Genomic DNA, 15,621 nt, shown 5'->3' with positions numbered 1-15,621 from the left:
GATGGACGCCGCCATCGAGCAGGTCGAATCGGTCCGGTCCTTCAACCGCTACTACACCCGCCGCCTGGGCATCCTGACCGACCGCTACCTCGGCCAGGGCCGCCCGCTGGCCGAGGCCCGGCTGCTCTTCGAGATCGGCGACCGGGCCGACGTGCGCGAGCTGCGGGCCCGGCTCGGCCTGGACTCCGGCTACCTGAGCCGGCTGCTGCGCGCCCTGGAACAGCAGCACCTGGTCCGCACCGTCACCCACCCGGCGGACCGGCGGGTCCGCGTCGCCGAGCTGACCGACGCCGGGCGCCGGGAACGCGCGGAGCTCGACGCCCGTTCCCGCGCGGGCATCGGCGAGCTGCTGGCGCCCCTGACGGCCGGGCAACGCGAGGAACTCCTCGCCGCCCAGGACCGGGTCCGGCACCTGCTCCGGCTCGCCGCCATCACGGTACGGGCGGACGACGCCGGCTCGGTGGACGGGCGGCGCTGCCTGCACGCGTACGCGACGGAACTGGCCGCACGTTTCCCCCAGGGGTACGACGACGCGGCGCTGACCCCGCCCGCGGAGCTGACCGGGGACGAGGGCGCGCTGCTGGTGGCGTACGAGGAGGACCGGCCGGTGGGGTGCGGGGCGTGGCGGCGGCTCGGCCCGGAAGTCGCGGAGATCCGGCACCTGTGGGTGGCCGGGGAGGCCCGCGGCCTGGGGCTGGGCCGCCGGCTGCTGGAGAGCCTGGAGTCGGCGGCGGCCGCGCACGGGATGACGACAGTGCGGCTGGGCACACACGGCGTGCTGCGCGAGGCGATCGCGCTGTACCGCTCGGCCGGCTACCGCGAGATCAAGCCGTACGACCGGTCGCCCTACAACCAGCTCGCCTTCGAGAAGCGGAGGTAGCCGACCGGTTGCACGATCCTGCAACGCCCGCGCCGGACGCCCTTCCACCGTCGGCCGTCGGATGGTCTGCTGGGTGGGACGAAGGTGCACACGGCCGTCGACATCCACGGGGGACAAGGCATGCCGACATCCACGGGAGTGATTCCGCAGCTGACCCGGTGGGGGGTCTCGGCGGACGCCGACCTGGTCTACCGGGCGCTGGTCCAGCTCGGACCACGCAGCGAACGGGCGCTGAGCCGGGAGCTGGGCCTGCCCGGCAGCCGGGTCGCCGCCGCGCTGGACGAGCTGGCCCCGCTCGGCGGCGCCGAACCCGGCCCGACCGGGTCGGGCAGCGCCCGGATCTGGTCGTCCGCCGCCCCACCGGAGCTGCTGACCCGGTTGCGCCGGCCGCCGGCGCTGCCGTCGGACCACGAGCGGTTGCTGCGCCACCTGCACGCCCTCGACGGACTGGACCTGCCCACTGTGGACCGCGACGCCGTACGGCACTGGCCGAGCCGGGCGGTGACCCGGCGCCGGATCGCGCATCTGGTCGCGGCGGAACAGCACGAGCACCTCGCGGTCAACACCGAGGAGGTGTTCAGCTCGGAGTCCTGGGCGGCGGCCCTGCCGCTGGACCGCAGCCTGCTCGACCGCGGCATCCGGGTACGGGTGCTGAGCCGGCCGCCGAGCGACCACGACCGCGGCGTACCGGCCCCCGCGGCCGGCTCCGAGGCCGAGGGCCGGTTCCGGCAGTCGACGGAGCTGCCCCTGAAACTGATGCTCTTCGACCGCCGGATCGCGCTCTTCCCGGCCGACCCGCTGAACTTCGACGCCGGCTTCGTGGAGGTCGCCCACCCGCCGGCCGTGCGGGCACTGTGCGGCTTGTTCCAGCGGCTGTGGGCCCGCGGCCACGATCCGTTCCGCCAGGGGGTGCGTCCGATCAACCTCACGCCACGGGAGAGAACCCTGGTGGCCCTGCTGGCCGCCGGCCACACCGACGTGACCGCCGCGGCACAGCTCAACCTCAGCGTGCGCACGGTCGCGTACACGATGCGGGCGCTGATGGACCGCCTCGGCGTGGAGAACCGCTTCCAGCTCGCGCTGCTGCTCGGCGCCGCCGGCGCCGCGCCCCTGCCGGCCGGGTCCGACCCGCCGGAGCAGGCCGAGCAGACAAGCCGAGGAGACCGATGATCCGCCACCGCCGATCCAGCTCCGCCCTCGCCGTGCTCGCCGCCGGCACCACCCTGCTGGTCACGTCGGCGGGAACCCCGACCCAGGCCGGACCCGCGCCGAGCCCGATCGGCTCGGCATCCGCCACGTCGGCATCGGGCGCGCCGTACCGGAACTGGAACCCGGCCTCCTGCGCCACCGGCGGCTTCGGCCCCCTGGAGATCGACGCCGACCACAACGTGATCATCGAAGGAACGGTGACGAACTGCGGCATCCGGGCCGACAAGTTCTCGTTCACCGTCGTGGCGTTCCGCCCCGACCGTGACACGGCGTTCGCCTTCAGCTCCCGCTTGCGCCCGTACGCGGTTACGGGCCCCACCGCGATCCGCGCGGGCTTCGTCACTCCGCCGGCGGTGGGCAGCACCGGGGTCTGCCTGCTGCGCAGCACCACGGCCCGGATCGCGTGCCTGGCGATCGACGTGGACGCCCAGCATGAGGTCACGGCCCGGCCACTGTCCACAGACGACCCGCTGGTGAGCAAGCCGGTGCTCTACCAGGACGACGCGCTGTCCCCCGAACCGGGAACAGGCTTCTGCGCCACCTGCGTCGGCCTCGGGTGAAGGCGGCGGAGCCGCATCGCCCCCAGCCGCAGTCACAAGGATCAGCGTGGGCCGTCCCGCGCGGGCCCGAGCTCAACCCACCGCATGACGTAGTCGAGATCAAAATGCAGCCGCAGGGCAGGCGGCGTGGTGGGATCGAGGTCGTCATGCTCCCTCCAACGCACGCCACCGCCGGTGCTCCGATCAGGCAACGTCCCTCCGGCGCGGCGGGCACTCTCGGGCGCGGACTGCCGGCGACGGGCCCAGCCGTGCCCGTCGCACCGGTCGGCGGAAGCGCCCAACGACCGGCCCGGCAGCCGGTGCGGCGTGCCTTCTGGTACGACCCGCCACCCGGTGGGGTGTGCCGGCCGGTGCAACCCGCCACCCGGTGGGGCCTGCCGGCCGGTGCAACCCGCCCACCCGGTGGGGCCTGCCGGCCGGTGCAACCCGCCGGCCGGTGCGGTGTGCCGGTGTCGTGGGTAGGCGTCAGGTGTTGTGGGTGGCGCAGGGTCGATGACGTTCCGCGCCGGGTTCGTTGGTTCTGGTGGCCGCGTAGGCTCGGTGGGTGAGTATCGCCCTGCCTTCGGCCGTTGCGCTGGACAGTCGTTTTGCCCGCGAGCTTCCGGAGATGGCGGTTGCCTGGCAGGCCGCGGATGCTCCCGAGCCTCGCCTGCTTGCGCTTGATGAGTCGCTCGCCGTTGAGCTCGGGCTTGATCCTGACCGGCTGCGTGGGCCCGACGGGGTGCGGTTGCTGGTCGGCGCCGCTGTGCCCGCCGGTGCCACCCCCGTTGCGCAGGCGTATGCCGGGCATCAGTTCGGTGGGTATTCGCCGCGGCTCGGGGATGGGCGGGCGCTTCTGCTCGGTGAGCTGGTCGATGGCGATGGGCGGTTGTGGGATCTGCATCTCAAGGGGTCCGGGCGGACGCCTTTTGCGCGCGGTGGCGACGGGTTTGCCGTGGTCGGGCCGATGCTGCGCGAGTATGTCGTCAGCCGGGCCATGCACGCCCTCGGCGTTCCCACCACCCGGTCCCTGGCTGTGGTGGCCACCGGGCGCACCGTCCGGCGGGAGACCGCCTTGCCCGGTGCCGTGCTGGCCCGGGTTGCCGCCGGTCATCTGCGGGTCGGGAGTTTCCAGTACGCCCGGGCGACCGGTGATCTCGGGCTGGTGCGCCGCCTCGCCGACCATGCGATCGCCCGGCATCATCCCGGCGTGGACGGGTACCTCGGGCTGTTCGACGCCGTGGTCTCCGCGCAGGCTTCGCTCGTCGCGCGGTGGATGCTTGTCGGGTTTGTGCACGGGGTCATGAACACCGACAACATGACCATCTCCGGCGAGACCATCGACTACGGGCCGTGCGCGTTTCTGGACGCCTTCGACCCCGCCGCGGTCTACAGCTCCATCGACCATGGCGGCCGGTACGCGTTCGGTAACCAGCCGGCGATCGCCGAGTGGAATCTGGCCCGGCTCGCCGAGGCGCTTCTTCCGTTGCTGCACGACGATCAGGAGCGGGCGGTGGCCGTTGCCGTGGAGGCGCTCGGCCGGTTCCGTCCGCAGTACAACGCCGCTTTCTCCGCCGGCATGGCGGCCAAGCTCGGGCTGCCCGGCGGCGCCGACCTCGACGCCGGGCTGGTCGACGAGCTGCTCGCGGTGCTGCGGGACGGACACGTCGACTTCACCTCGTTCTTCCGTACCCTGTCCGGTGTCGCCCGGGGTGCGGCCGCGCCGGACCTGGCCGGGATCGGCGGCTGGGTGGCGCGCTGGCGCGCCCTGGGCCCGGACGCCGACGCGATGGACCGGGTCAATCCGGTTTATATCCCCCGCAACCACCTCGTTGAGGAGGCACTCGGCGCGGCCACCGACGGCGACCTCGCGCCGTTCGAACGGCTGGTGGAGGCGGTGAGCGCGCCCTTCGACGAGCGGTCCGGCCTGGAGCGGTACGCGGCGCCCGCGCCGGCGGACTTCGGTGCCTACCGCACGTTCTGCGGCACCTGAGCGCGGGCTCCGCGGCGGTATCGGGGCCACCTACGCCCCACGTTCGGGAGAGGGCCCGCGACGGTGCCGGACGAGTGCCGGCAGCGCCACGGCCGGTCCGGGCCTCGACCAGCCGGCCCAGAACAGGCCAGACCGGGATGAGCCGGCCAGACCGGGATGAGCCAGCCAGACCGGGATGAGCCGGCCAGGCCGGGGCCTGGTCGAGCCGTGGCCGGGACCGTCTGCTGTCAGCTCAGGTGGAAGCGGTCGTCGGTTGCCACGCCGGCGAGTTCCTGGCGGGACAGCGGCAGTTCCTTCAGCGGCTTCAGCGCCGTCTCGACGTTGGCCGCGTACTTGCTCTGCGCCACATACACCACCGTGCCATCCGAGTGGCGGTACGCGGCCCACTGGTCGAGCCGGTCGTCGCCGGGGGCGGCCTTTGTCACCCCGACCTTCTTCTTGCCGACCGTCACCACCGTGCAGGTGCCGCCCATTCCCCAGAACTGCCTGGCCAGCGCGCACGGGTCCGTCGGCAGGCCGTTGTCCTTCGTGTGGACTTCCGCCAGCAGGCGGCCGGTCCGGCCGTCCTTCGCGACCGCCGCGGACGCCAGGTAGCTCCAGGTCCTGCCGCTGTTGTCGCCCTCGACCTGGGCCTGGTGGTCCCGCAGCCTAAGCCCGGGGGCGGCGTCGCCCTGCGGTGCGGTCCAGCCGTCGGGCACCGCCGTCAGGAGCTGCGCGAGCAGTTCCTTGCCCTGGTTGTAACGCTCGCCCGAGCGGGCGGTCGCGTCCTCCTGGGGCTGGCCGTCGCCGTCGAGCGGCCAGACCGGCTTGGTGGCCTCGTCGGCGGGCGGGGTGCCGAGCGGCGCCGGGACCGAGCCGGTGGCCGCCGGCGGTTGCCCGGCCCAGGGCGAGTCGCCGCCGCCGGCGCCCGAGGTGAGGCGCAGACCCGGTACGGCGAGGGCCGTCACCGCGAGCACCGCCGCGGCTGCGCCAGCACCCGTCAGGGTCGCACGGCGGCGGACGGCGCGGCGGCCCGCAGCCACCGCCACCGCCGACTCCATCGGGGGCGGTGGGGTGATCGTCATGCTGGCGCGCATGGCTTCGCGCAGGTCGTTCTCGTTCACGACAGTTCTCCTCATTCGGCGGGGACGGGGTGGGACATCAGCGTCCGGAGGGCGTCCAGGCCGCGCGCCGCCTGGCTCTTGACGGTGCCGGTCGAGCAGCTCAGGGCCACGGCGGTCTCCTCGACCGACATGTCCTCCCAGTACCGCAGGACCAGCACCGCACGCTGCCGGGGCGGCACCCCGGCGAGCGCGCGCAGCAGCACCAGGCGGTCGTCGGGCGACGACTGCGTGGCCGGCTGCTCGATCGGCGTCTCCTGCGGCCGCTCCCGCCGCCGCCAGCCCCGGCGGCCGTCGTCGATGAAGGTGCGGATCAGCACCTGCCGCACGTACGGATCGAGCGACTCGTGCCGGGCCACCCGGTGCCAGTGCGTATAGAGCTTGGTGAACGCGGTCTGCACCAGGTCCTCCGCCCGGTGCCAGTCCCCGCAGAGCAGATACGCCGTTCCCCGCATGGCCCCCGACCGGGCCGCGAAGTACTCGGCGAACGCCACGTCGCGATCGCTCATCCCCACCCCTATCCGTTCAGTCCCGATAAGCACGAGACCGGACCGGCATCAGGTTGCATCGGCTTCCCGATCCGTCCGCGCCGGCCAGGCCGCCGCGACCACGATCCACCCACTGCGCCCCTGACCGTCACCGGCCCGGGCGCAGCGGCACCTCCGCCCAGTTCAGGTCCGACGCCAGGTAGAAACCCGGGTACGCGGGCTGGTTGTACGTGGTCTGCTGGCGGGCCACCTCCACCCGGTACTGCGGGTCGTGCATCAGCGTGTAGAGCTTGTGCCCGGTGACCTCGGTGCTCAGGTAGATCCGTACCGCCGTGCTGTCCGCCGTGCGGACCAGGAGTTCCTCGCGCCAGTCGCCGAGCACGTCCGCGACCAGCGACGGGTTGCCCTTGGTGCCGTTGTTGGCCAGGGTGCCGGTGGCCGTGAGCAGCGTGCCGCGCCGCCAGTCGTCGACGGTCGGGGTGACCGTGCCGGCGCCGTTGACGATCTGCGTGGTCAGGTCGGCCGCCCAGCGGATGCTCTGGTTGGTGCCGGGCACCGGGCCGGGCAGCACCGTGCCGGTCGCGGTGTGCAGACCCGAGGCCTCCGAGCCGCCGGGCATGCTCGCCCACGACTCGATGCCGCGGACCTCCGGCAGCACGTCGCCGATCATCCCGCGCCCGGTGTCGCGGCCCGAGTACGTGCCGAACAGCACCGCACCCGTGGCCGCGTCGCGCATCGCCATGCCGTACGGGGCCATGGTGGCGTTCTCGTGCACCGTGAAGCTCTCCAGGCCCGACCGGTCCGGGTTGATGTCCGTGACGTGCATGGCGTCGCCGTGGCCCAGCCGGACCCGTTGACCCGGCGCGGCGCTGCCCTCCGGGAGCGTGTCGAACGACGAGTACAGCAGGCTGCCGTCGTCGTCGATGGTCGCGCCGCCGTAGACGATCTCCTGGCGGCCGTCACCGTCCACATCGGCCGCGCTCAGCGAGTGGAAACCCTGGGTGGTGAGCGTGCCGTACCGCGGGTCGGTGCCGTCGCGGCCGTGCGGGGAGTCGTTGAACGGGTTGGTCATCGGGGTCCAGCCGCTGTCCACGTACCAGTTCTCCCGCAGCCGGCGCCCGTCCCAGCGGTAGGCGACCAGCGTGGTGCGGGTGTAGTAGCCGCGGGCGAACACCGCCGACGGGTGCCGACCGTCGAGGTACGCCACCCCGGCCAGGAACCGGTCCACCCGGTTGCCCGGCTCGATCCGGGGCATCGCGTAGTCGCCCCACATCAGCCCGTCGTCGTGCCGCCCCGGCTTGTACGGCACCGTCTGCAGCTCCCGCCCGGTGTCGCCGGCGAACACCGTCAGGTACTCGGGTCCGTCCACAATGAATCCCTCGAAGGCGCGCAGGGCGTTGCGGGGGCTGCGGGACGGGGCGTACACGTCGAGGAAGTAGTCGACCAGCGCCTCGACGTCGGCCGGCGGCGCGATGCCGAGGGCGGCCTCCACTGTGGCCGGCCAGTGCCCGGCGACGACCTCCGGATGCGCGTGCCAGCCCCGGAACATCGTCACGAGGTGCTCGCGGTAGCCGGCCGCGCTGAGCCGGTAGTCGTCGGTGTGCGCGTAGCCGGCCCGCACGTCGGCGCGGGGCATCGTCACGTACCGGCTGGAGACCTCGCGGCCGGCGGCGTCGTACCGGATCACCCGGGTGCCGGGCGCGGTCTTGAGCATCAGCTCCGCGCGGCCGTCGCCGTCGAAGTCGTAGACCGGGAACTGGGTGTAGTGCGCCCCGGCGCGGATGTTGACGCCCAGGTCGATCCGGTACAGCAGGGTGCCGTCGGCCCGGTACGTGTCCAGGTAGACGGGGCCGGTGTAGCCGACCTGGGAGACGTCCTTGGAGTTGGACGGGTCCCACTTGACCACGTACTCGTACCGGCCGTCACCGTCGACGTCGCCGACGCTCATGTCGTTGACCGTGTAGGTGTAGGCCTGACCGGCCGGGGTCACGCCGTCCGCGGGCTTGCGCAGCGGCAGGTCGTGGTGCCCGGCCGCCCAGGGCGTGACGGCGGCGCTGCGGCCGGCCTCCCGCCCCCGCACGACCGCGGCCACCCGGTACCGGGACTCCGGCGTGCCGTCGCGGTCCAGCCAGTTGGTGCTGTCGGTGACCAGCGCGACCGGCCGCCCGTCGCGGTAGACCCGGAAGTCCGGCCCGGCCAGGCCGGTCGCGGTGGCGCCGGTGGCCTCGGCGCCGAGCAACCGCCAGCTCAGGAACACGCCGTCGGTGGTGGCTGCGGCGACCAGCCCGCGGTCGAGACGTTCCAGCACCGGCCCGCCGGGCCGCTGACCGGCCACGGCGGGCGGCGAACCGCCGAGCAGCAGCAGCCCGGCGGCCAGGAAGATCACCCATCGACGGTACGGACGCAGCGAACCTCGCATGGTGACCCCTCTCCGGCCTGAAACGAATCAACGCAGGCTAGGAATCCATCATCATGGATGTCAATGGCCGGCGGCCGTTTCGCCGGTAAGCGCATACCCAGGCAGCCGGGGCGGTGTGGGCGCAGGCCCGTCCTCAGTGCCGGAAACGGATCCAGTCGATGTTGGCGTATTCCTCGGTCTGGGTGCTCGTGAACGTCAGGTAGACGGTGTGCACGCCGGTGGTCGGCTTCATCGCCATGACGTAGGTGGTGAAGGCGAACCAATTTCCGTTGTTGGGAATCGTCAGCGTGCCGATGGGCGCCCGGGAACGGCTGTCCAGGCGCAGCTCGACCTCACCGGTCCGGTTCTCCTTGGCCCAATTGGCGGCACTTATCTGTAGCGCCGATGCCGGGGTATCGGTGAAGTCGATAGCGTCGTACCGCACCCAGTCGCCCGAGGTGATGAATCCGATGTGCCGGCCGGGTCCACTCTCGGCGGCCTCGATCCGGATGCCGTTCTGCTCGTCGAAGCTTTCCGCCTGAATGGTGGTGTAGGCGGTGGCGGCCCCGGCCGGCGACGACGTGGCGCCGGGCTTCGCCGGCTTGGCACCCGGCGGATCACCGGCCGGCACGTACGGCGGAGGGTCGTCCGGCACCGCGGTGCGGGTGTCCTCGGGCGACGGACCGGGCGAGCCGCCGGCCGGCTGCGACGGGGCCGCGGCGCCGGGGACGAGCGGGGCGGGGGTGAACCAGCCGGAGATACCCTCCACCTTCGGCTTTTGCTCCGGCCGGACGCCCGGATCCCTGGCCTGGACCACGAGGATGACCACGGCGACGGCAAGCACCGAGGACGCGGCGACGAGCCGGTTCCGGTGGAACATCCCGGCCGGTCGCTTCCCGGCGACCCCGCCGACCAGCGGTTTCCCGGCGACCCCGCCGGTCACCAGCCTCCCGGCAAAAGCCACCAGCCTCCCGGCGGCCCTGCTGGCCGGTAGCTTTCCGGCGGCCCCGTCGGCCATGCCTTGGCTGTCGGCGGGGTGGGTGGGCCGGGACGCGCCGGTGGATCGGCGGGCACCCGACCTGGCCCGCCGATGAGAGGTGGACGGCGCTTCCTCCGGCGGCGTCTCACCGGGTCGCGCTACCGGGCCGGGCTCAGGTGGCGACGCGGCACCTCCGGCCGGCGTGCTCTCCTCCCACCGGCCGGGGTCGCGCGGCTGCTCAGCTCGCCCCGGCGCCCGCACGCCCGGCTCGTCGTTCGACTCCAGGACGTAGGGCCGAATCAGCGCGGATTCCTGCCGCTCTTTCACCGCGGTATTTCCCTTCGTCGGCCCGGCTCCAGCTGGCGGCAGTTCTTGGGCCGTTCGCGCGGATGGTGCGGCACCGATCATAAAGGAATGCACGGTCGAATACGACATTTACTGCGGACAATGTTCAGTAACTAATCTTTGCTATTCGGACGGGTCGTGGCGGCATTTTTGGGAACGGTGACGCGGTCACAGCCGGGCGATCGCCGACGCCGGGTCCTCGATCGCGTCGGCGACGCTGCGCATGAAGCCGGCCGCCGTGCCGCCGTCGCAGACCCGGTGGTCGAAGACGAAGCTCATCTGGGTGATCTTGCGGACGCACACCACCCCGTCGACCACCCAGGGCCGATCCAGGATCCGGCCGAAGCCGAGGATCGCCACCTGCGGATGGTTGATGATCGCGGCGCTGCCGTCGACCCGGAAGCCGCCGTAGTTGTTGAGCGTGAAGGTGCCCGCCTCCGCCCCGGTCACCCGGCCGGCGCGGGCGTCCGCGGTGACCCGGCGGATCTCCTGGTCCAGCCGCCCGGTGGTCAGCGCCTCGGCGCCGGCCACCGCCGGCACGACCAGCCCGCGCTCGCCCTGCACGGCGATGCCGAGGTTGATCCGGTCGAACTCGACGATCTCCTGCCGCTCGGTGTCGACCCGGGCGTTGAGCATCGGGTACTGCCGCAGCGCGGCGACGGTGAACCGGGCGAGATAGGCGAGCAGGCCGGGGCCGTCGGGGTGCTGCGCGCGGAGCTCCCAAAGTGGGGTGGCGTCAACATCGACCCAGACGGTGGCCTCGGGAATCTCGGCCCGGCTGCGGCTCAGCGCGGCCGAAACCGCCTTCCGGAACCCGGAGAGCGGAACACGCCGCTCCCCCGGCACGGCCTCAACCCCCGCAGCCTGAACGCCCGCAACAGCCGAGCGGTCCGCAACAGCCGGAGCGATGCGCGCGGCCGGAGCGGCCGCCGAGGGGTTGCCGGAAGAGCGGGCCAGCGCGCGCTCCACATCGGCCCGGATGATGACACCCCCGATCCCGGTCGCCTCGACTGTGGACAGATCGATCCCGCCCTCCCGGGCCAGCCTGCGCACCAACGGTGAGATCACCAGCGGCACCCGGCGCCCCGCGACCGGTGCCGCCTCCCGTCCCCGGACCCGGGGACGCCGGCGCCGCGTCGTCGCCGCGCCGACCGTCGTCCCGTAGCCGATCAGGACGTTGCCGGATCCCGCCTGCTCCTCCTCGCGGTAGGTCTCCGCCGCCGGCACCACCGCCGCCACCGTCAGCAGCGGCTTGCCCACGTCCAGCGTTGCCCCCTCCGCCGCGTGCCGCACCGCGACCCGGCCCGCGTACGGCGTCGGCACCTCGACCAGCGACTTCGCCGTCTCGACCTCGACCACCGGCTGGTCCACCTCGACCGTGTCGCCCTCGTGCACGAGCCAGCGCACGACCTCCGCCTCGGTCAGGCCCTCGCCCAGGTCCGGCAGCAGGAAGATCTGCGCGCTCATCGGTCCTCCCACTGCAGGTCGTCCACCGCGTCCAGGACGCGGTCCACGCCGGGCAGCTGGAAGTGCTCGAGCTTCGGCGGCGGGTACGGGATGTCGAAACCGGTCACCCGGCGGATCGGCGCGGCCAGCGCGTGGAAGCAGCGTTCGGTGACCCGCGCGACGATCTCCGAGGACACGCTGGCGAAGCCGGACGCCTCCGCGACCACGACCGCGCGGCCGGTGCTGCGGACCGCGGCGCACACCGTCTCGTCGTCGAACGGCACGATCGAGCGCAGGTCCACCACCTGCAGACTGCGGCCCTCGGTCGCGGCTACCTCGGCGGCCTCCAGCGCCACCGGCACCGACGGGCCGTACGCGATCAGGGTGGCGTCGGTGCCCTCACGGCGTACCACCGCTTTGCCGATGCCCGGCACGGGCGCACCCAGCTCGACCTCCTCCTTGCTCCAGTAGAGCTTTTTCGGCTCCAGGAACACGACCGGGTCGGGCGAGGCGATCGCCTCGCGCAGCAGGGCGTACGCGTCGGTCGGCGTCGCCGGCGCCACCACGTGCAGGCCGGGCGTGTGCGCGTAGTACGCCTCGGAGGAGTCGCAGTGATGCTCGACCCCGCCGATGCCGCCCGCGTACGGCACCCGGATCACCATCGGCAGCGCGACCCGGCCCCGGGTGCGGTTCCGCATCTTCGCCACGTGGCTGACGATCTGCTCGAACGCCGGGTAGGCGAACGCGTCGAACTGCATCTCCACCACCGGGCGCATGCCGTTCATCGCCATGCCGATCGCCACCCCGACGATGCCGGACTCGGCCAGCGGGGTGTCGAAGCACCGGTCCGGGCCGAACGCGGCGGTCAGGCCGTCGGTGATCCGGAAGACGCCGCCGAGCGCTCCGACGTCCTCGCCGAAGACCACGACCGCGGGGTCCGCGGTCATCGCGTCGCGCAGCGCCCGGTTGAGCGCCTGCGCCATCGTCAGCTTGACATGAGCCGAGGCGGTCACAGTCATCGCTGTGCCTCTTTCGCGATGCCCTCGTGGCCCTCGCCTGCCATGCCGTCGTTCGGTGCGGCCAAGTGCCGCTCGGTGCAGTCGGTCATCGCAGGGCTCCTTCGCGGGACAGTTCGTCGGCGACCTGCGCCGCCTGCTCGGTGAGTTGCGGGGTGGGGGTCGCGTACACGTGGTCGAAGAGCATCGCCGGGTCGGGCTCGACGTCGCGGTTGAGGCCGTCGCGCAGGTGGGTGGCCACCCGTTCGGCCTGCGCCGTGATGTCGGCCCGCACCGCGTCGGTCAGCACGCCGCGGCCGCGCAGGTGGGTCTCCAGCCGGGTGATCGGGTCGCGCTCGGCCCAGGCCGCGACCTCGTCGTCCTTGCGGTAGCGGGTGGCGTCGTCGGCGTTGGTGTGCGCCTGCATCCGGTACGTGTGCGCCTCGATGAGCTCCGGGCCGCCGCCCGCGCGGGCGCGTTCGACGGCGGCGCCGAGCACGGCCAGCAGCGCGGCCGCGTCGTTGCCGTCGACCCGCTCACCCGGTACGCCGTACCCGATGCCCTTGTGCGCCAGGGACGGGGCGGCGGTCTGCCGGTCGAGGGGGACGCTGATCGCGTACTCGTTGTTCTGGACCAGGAAGACGACCGGTGCGCGCAGCACCGCGGCGAAGTTGAGCGCCTCGTGGAAGTCGCCCTCGCTGGTGCCGCCGTCGCCGCACAGCGCGAGGACCACGGTCGGCTCACCGCGCAGGCGGGCGGCGTGCGCGACCCCGACCGCGTGCGGCAGCTGGGTGGCCAGCGGGGTGGCGTGCGGGGCGACGTGGTGCTCGTACGGGTCCCACCCGCAGTGCCAGTCGCCCTTGAGCAGGGTCAGCGCCTCGACCGGGTCCACGCCCCGGCCCACCGCGGCGATCGTGTCCCGGTAGGTGGGGAACAGCCAGTCCCCGTCGGCCAGCACCTGCGCGGCGGCGACCTGGCAGGCCTCCTGGCCGTGCGAGGACGGGTAGACCGCCAGCCGGCCCTGGCGGACCAGCGCGTACGCCTGGTCGTTGAGCCGCCGCGCGACGATCAGCGCGGTGAAGGCGCGGAGCAGCGCGGCGTCGTCCGGCGCGGGGAACCCGGGCGCCTCGACCGCCCGCCCGTGCGGGTCGACGAGCATGACCGGCTCGGCGGAGGGCAAAAGGTGGTGCGCGTCACCTGTCATGCAGACATGGTCGTTGTCCGACCAATCGAGTTCCATACGTGGCGGAAAACCGAGAAAATGTACGAGCGTGCCGCATCATTGGCGGCCGAACGTCCAGACACCGAGGTCTGGGGACGGGGAGGACGAGACAAGTGGCCAGCGCGCTCGACGAGATCGACCGGCAGATCCTGGCGGAGCTCACCCGCGACGGGCGGATGTCCATGCGCACGCTGTCCGAGCGGCTGCACATCTCCCGGGCCAACGCGTACGCGCGGGTCGAGCGGCTCCGCGCCGCGAAGGTGATCAGGGGTTTCCGGGCCGACATCGACCCGGTCGCGGCGGGGCTGGGCACCTCCGCCTACGTCACCGTGAACCTGCACCAGGCGGAGTGGCGCGACGTCGGGGAGAAGCTGCGCGGGCTGCCCGGCGTGGTGCACATCGCGCTGGTCGGCGGCGAGTTCGACGCGATCCTGCTGGTCCGCGCCAAGGACAACGCCGACCTGGGCCGGCTGGTGCTGGACGTGATCCAGGGCATGCCCGGCGTCGTCAACACCCGGACGCTGCTGGTCTTCGAGGAGGCCGAGCCGCTGTCCGCCACGGCCATCTGGGAACAATAGGGCCATGATGACTGCACCGGGCCGGGTGGCGCTCGCGGCGCCGCATCCCGCCGCCGTCGAGGCCGGCCGGGCCGTGGTGACCGCGGGTGGCAACACGATCGACGCTGCGCTGGCGGCCGCGGCGGCCCTGACCGTCGTCTATCCCCATCAGTGCTCGATCGGCGGCGACCTGATCGCCGTGGTCCGCCCGCCCGGCGGCGCCCCGCGGGCGGTGCTGTCCGCCGGTGCCGCGGCCGCCGCCATCAACCTCGGCGGCGCGACCTCCATGCCGGCGAGCGGGCCGTTGACGGTCACCGTTCCCGGGGTGGTCGCCGGCTGGGCCGCGGTCGCCGGGCTGGGCGCCCGGCTCGGCTGGGCCGACTGGCTGGGCCCCGCCGAGGCGCTCGCCCGCGACGGCGTACCGGTGAGTCCGGGCCTGGCCCGGGCCCTGCGGGACGGCCGCGCGGTGATCGCCGCCGACCCGGGTCTGTCGGCGGTGTTCGGCGGCGGGCCGCTGCTCGTCCAGCCGGCGCTGGCGGACACCCTCGCGGCCCTCGCCGCCGACTGGCGCGCCTTCTACACCGACGGCCGGCTCGCGGCCGGGCTGCGGCGGCTGGGCAGCCCGCTGTCCACCGCGGACCTGGCCGCGCACCGGGCCGAGGTGGCGGCGCCGCTGACGGCGCACGCGCACGGCGCCGAGTGGTCCGTCGCGCCGCCGCCCAGTCAGGGTGCGACGTTCCTGGCCATCGTCGGTTCCGACCGGCTGCTCACCGACGCCCGCCGGGCGCAGCTGGCCCGCGACGCGCTGCTCGGCGACCCGCGGACCGGCCCGGTGGACCTGGCCGGGCTGCTGCTGCGCGACGGCCGGGCCGTCGCCCCGGCGGCGGCCGGGCCCCCGCCGACCGGCGACACCGTGGCGGTCACCGCCGTCGGGTCGGACGGCACCGCGGTCTGCCTGATCCAGAGCGTGTTCCAGAGCTTCGGCGCCGGCCTGCTGGAGCCGGAGACCGGCGTCGTGCTGCACAACCGCGGCTCGAGCTTCCGGGTCGACCCGGCGCACCCGGCCCGCCTCGTCCCCGGGGCACGCCCGCCGCACACCCTCTGCCCCACGGTCGCCGTGGCGGGCGACACCGTCCTGGCGCTCGGCTGCCAGGGCGGACGCTCGCAGCCGTGGATCCTGGCGCAGCTGGCCGGGGACGCGCTGCACGGCGCCGACCCGGCGGCGGTGGTGAGCCGGCCACGCTGGATCATCGAGAGCGGCGAACGGCCCGCGGTCGTGCTCGAGCCCGGCGTGCCCGGGGCGGACGAGCTGACCACCACGGCCAGGGCGCTGGGCCTGCCGGTGGTCACCACCGTGGGGCCGCACGACAGCGCCGGGCACGTGCAGCTCGCCCGGCTGCGCGGCACGGTCCTCGACGCGGCCAGCGATCCCCGCGCGGACGGCGTCGCCGCGGTCGCCTGAATCCGTTT

13 protein-coding genes are annotated in these 15,621 nt (G+C 73.5%); 6 read left to right on the top strand and 7 right to left on the bottom strand.

What is annotated here, in order from left to right; genetic code table 11:
* The first annotated feature begins 1 nt into the window (after position 1).
* The 4 genes from ACIBQZ_RS12420 to ACIBQZ_RS12405 all read left to right on the top strand — a co-directional run bounded on the left by ACIBQZ_RS12420 (position 2) and on the right by ACIBQZ_RS12405 (position 4,621).
* Positions 2 to 880: a GNAT family N-acetyltransferase gene (locus tag ACIBQZ_RS12420; protein WP_396088664.1), complete on the top strand. Its 879-nt coding sequence runs from the start codon at positions 2 to 4 to the stop codon at positions 878 to 880.
* A 120-nt stretch (positions 881 to 1,000) separates the two neighbouring features.
* Positions 1,001 to 2,050, top strand: a complete 1,050-nt coding sequence (locus ACIBQZ_RS12415) for a LuxR C-terminal-related transcriptional regulator (RefSeq protein WP_396088663.1) — start codon at positions 1,001 to 1,003, stop codon at positions 2,048 to 2,050.
* A complete protein-coding gene (locus ACIBQZ_RS12410; protein WP_396088662.1) occupies positions 2,047 to 2,649 on the top strand; it encodes a hypothetical protein in 603 nt (200 codons plus the stop codon). Before ACIBQZ_RS12415 ends, ACIBQZ_RS12410 begins: the two co-directional genes overlap by 4 nt.
* A 544-nt stretch (positions 2,650 to 3,193) precedes the next feature.
* Positions 3,194 to 4,621: a YdiU family protein gene (locus ACIBQZ_RS12405; RefSeq protein ID WP_396088661.1), complete on the top strand. Its 1,428-nt coding sequence runs from the start codon at positions 3,194 to 3,196 to the stop codon at positions 4,619 to 4,621.
* Positions 4,622 to 4,848: 227 nt separating this feature from the next.
* Here ACIBQZ_RS12405 and ACIBQZ_RS12400 read toward each other — a convergent pair whose 3' ends face one another.
* From ACIBQZ_RS12400 to pdhA, 7 genes are all read right to left on the bottom strand, one after another.
* Positions 4,849 to 5,724: a hypothetical protein gene (locus ACIBQZ_RS12400; protein WP_396088660.1), complete on the bottom strand. Its 876-nt coding sequence runs from the start codon at positions 5,722 to 5,724 to the stop codon at positions 4,849 to 4,851.
* 11 nt (positions 5,725 to 5,735) lie between these two features.
* Positions 5,736 to 6,230, bottom strand: a complete 495-nt coding sequence (locus ACIBQZ_RS12395) for a SigE family RNA polymerase sigma factor (protein ID WP_396088659.1) — start codon at positions 6,228 to 6,230, stop codon at positions 5,736 to 5,738.
* A gap of 127 nt (positions 6,231 to 6,357) precedes the next feature.
* Entirely contained in the window at positions 6,358 to 8,595 is a 2,238-nt protein-coding gene (locus ACIBQZ_RS12390) for a rhamnogalacturonan lyase (RefSeq protein ID WP_396088658.1), read from the bottom strand.
* A gap of 166 nt (positions 8,596 to 8,761) precedes the next feature.
* Positions 8,762 to 10,021, bottom strand: a complete 1,260-nt coding sequence (locus ACIBQZ_RS12385) for a carbohydrate-binding protein (RefSeq protein WP_396088657.1) — start codon at positions 10,019 to 10,021, stop codon at positions 8,762 to 8,764.
* A gap of 78 nt (positions 10,022 to 10,099) precedes the next feature.
* Positions 10,100 to 11,398, bottom strand: a complete 1,299-nt coding sequence (locus tag ACIBQZ_RS12380; protein ID WP_396088656.1) for a dihydrolipoamide acetyltransferase family protein — start codon at positions 11,396 to 11,398, stop codon at positions 10,100 to 10,102.
* Complete coding sequence (locus ACIBQZ_RS12375; protein WP_396088655.1) at positions 11,395 to 12,396, bottom strand: alpha-ketoacid dehydrogenase subunit beta; 1,002 nt, start codon at positions 12,394 to 12,396, stop codon at positions 11,395 to 11,397. The genes ACIBQZ_RS12380 and ACIBQZ_RS12375 overlap by 4 nt, the downstream gene beginning before the upstream one ends.
* Positions 12,397 to 12,481: 85 nt before the next feature.
* The gene (gene pdhA, locus ACIBQZ_RS12370; RefSeq protein ID WP_396088654.1) at positions 12,482 to 13,576 is read right to left on the bottom strand and encodes a pyruvate dehydrogenase (acetyl-transferring) E1 component subunit alpha; all 1,095 of its coding nucleotides are present in this window, start codon (positions 13,574 to 13,576) and stop codon (positions 12,482 to 12,484) included.
* Positions 13,577 to 13,707: 131 nt separating this feature from the next.
* On the opposite strand from pdhA, the gene ACIBQZ_RS12365 reads away from it, so the two are divergent.
* Positions 13,708 to 14,172 (top strand): Lrp/AsnC family transcriptional regulator, encoded by a 465-nt coding sequence (locus tag ACIBQZ_RS12365; protein WP_396088653.1) that lies wholly within the window; start codon positions 13,708 to 13,710, stop codon positions 14,170 to 14,172.
* A gap of 4 nt (positions 14,173 to 14,176) precedes the next feature.
* Positions 14,177 to 15,613, top strand: coding sequence for a gamma-glutamyltransferase (locus ACIBQZ_RS12360; RefSeq protein WP_396088652.1), 1,437 nt, complete (start codon positions 14,177 to 14,179; stop codon positions 15,611 to 15,613).
* Positions 15,614 to 15,621: the final 8 nt, after the last annotated feature.

The organism is Actinoplanes sp. NPDC049599 (assembly GCF_044465625.1).
Taxonomy (GTDB): Bacteria; Actinomycetota; Actinomycetes; order Mycobacteriales; family Micromonosporaceae; genus Actinoplanes.
This window is presented reverse-complemented; position numbering and strand designations above follow the sequence as displayed.

Excerpts from the sequence above, each read along its gene's own strand:
- ACIBQZ_RS12420 (WP_396088664.1), top strand. The coding sequence starts at position 2 with ATGGACGCCGCCATCGAGCAGGTCGAATCGGTCCGGTCCTTCAACCGC.
- ACIBQZ_RS12360 (WP_396088652.1), top strand. The coding sequence starts at position 14,177 with ATGATGACTGCACCGGGCCGGGTGGCGCTCGCGGCGCCGCATCCCGCC.
- ACIBQZ_RS12385 (WP_396088657.1), bottom strand. The coding sequence starts at position 10,021 with ATGTCGTATTCGACCGTGCATTCCTTTATGATCGGTGCCGCACCATCC.
- pdhA (WP_396088654.1), bottom strand. The coding sequence starts at position 13,576 with ATGACAGGTGACGCGCACCACCTTTTGCCCTCCGCCGAGCCGGTCATG.
- ACIBQZ_RS12375 (WP_396088655.1), bottom strand. The coding sequence starts at position 12,396 with ATGACTGTGACCGCCTCGGCTCATGTCAAGCTGACGATGGCGCAGGCG.
- ACIBQZ_RS12410 (WP_396088662.1), top strand. The coding sequence starts at position 2,047 with ATGATCCGCCACCGCCGATCCAGCTCCGCCCTCGCCGTGCTCGCCGCC.
- ACIBQZ_RS12380 (WP_396088656.1), bottom strand. The coding sequence starts at position 11,398 with ATGAGCGCGCAGATCTTCCTGCTGCCGGACCTGGGCGAGGGCCTGACC.
- ACIBQZ_RS12415 (WP_396088663.1), top strand. The coding sequence starts at position 1,001 with ATGCCGACATCCACGGGAGTGATTCCGCAGCTGACCCGGTGGGGGGTC.
- ACIBQZ_RS12395 (WP_396088659.1), bottom strand. The coding sequence starts at position 6,230 with ATGAGCGATCGCGACGTGGCGTTCGCCGAGTACTTCGCGGCCCGGTCG.